A 1,099-nucleotide genomic window follows, 5' to 3' on the forward strand; every position below is an offset into this window, starting at 1 on the left:
GATCCGGTTCGATTGCTTGAACTTGATGGCGACAGATTCGTTGTGCCGGCTGAAAGTCGCCCTTTCGTCCGAAGCATCGCGGCCAGGTTCGACAAATATTTCGAAGCTGGAACGGCCAGGCACTCGGCGGCAGTCTGAGCACTCAGAGGAACGGTCATGCCTCTCAGTCGATCATGGACCGCGGTACGTTTGTTGATCGGCGACCGTCTATCGAGACAAGATTCTGAGCGGACCAGACGCGTCTTGGCGCAGCGACGATATCGTCCGCTCGAGCCCTGCCTGTCGGATCATGGTTGTCGGCGACAGCTCCCTTCGACCTGAACCACCCGTTCACCCGAATTCTGCCGGCGCAGTTCCAGTGGAAAGGGCCTGGGCTAGACGGCTCTCTTGTTACCCCAGAGCACAACGTGCAGCTGCGGCAGCACGCGGGCCTCGAACCATCTGTCGCGGGTCACGCTGTCAACCAGCCACTCCATGCGCTTCAATATTCCGTCAAGGTCGACAGGCGCGTCATCATTTGTGGGGTGTGGCGGCGTGTGATTGCCGGGCTGCAGATAGATCGGAAGTTGCGGAAATTGCGCAGCGGCGTCTTTCGCGTAGGTGTAGTCCCTTTCGTCGAAAACAATGAGCTTGAGCACGACTTGGGGCTTGCCTTGTGCCGCCTGGAGGCACGCCTCGACAGCGGCCCAATCTGTCGTCATTCGGCTTGACGGCGGCTTTGGGCTGAGGATCAGCACGTCAAGCTGCGCAAACCAGTCCCTGGCAAGAGACCCTTGGGTTTCCAGCGCAAAACGGTAACCGTCACCATGGCCCCGGTCGATGAGCGCGCCGAGCGGCTGGATGGCCGGATTGCCGCCTGATAGCGACACCATCAGCGGGCGGCCACCGGAAAGGGCAAGCACATTTTTCCACACCGCCCCAACGGACATCATCTCCCATTCATGCCGGAATTGATTGTCCACAGCATGGAGGCTGTCGCACCAGGAACAGCGATAGTCACACCCGCCGGTTCAGAACAAGATCGTCGGCAAACCTAAGAGCACCACCTCGCCCTGGATCGTCGTCCCTAAAATCTCGCTAACTCGGATTGCGGGATGAG

At 59.5% G+C, this 1,099-nt stretch carries 2 pseudogenes; one reads left to right on the forward strand and one right to left on the reverse strand.

What is annotated here, in order from left to right:
* A pseudogene (locus tag NKH35_RS31805) lies at positions 1 to 138 on the forward strand (coproporphyrinogen III oxidase); the annotation flags it as partial.
* A 236-nt stretch (positions 139 to 374) separates the two neighbouring features.
* Here NKH35_RS31805 and queE read toward each other — a convergent pair.
* A pseudogene (queE, locus tag NKH35_RS31810) lies at positions 375 to 1,088 on the reverse strand (7-carboxy-7-deazaguanine synthase QueE).
* Positions 1,089 to 1,099: the final 11 nt, after the last annotated feature.

The sequence above is a fragment of the Mesorhizobium sp. M1143 genome (genome assembly GCF_040318435.1).
Classification (GTDB): Bacteria; Pseudomonadota; Alphaproteobacteria; order Rhizobiales; family Rhizobiaceae; genus Mesorhizobium.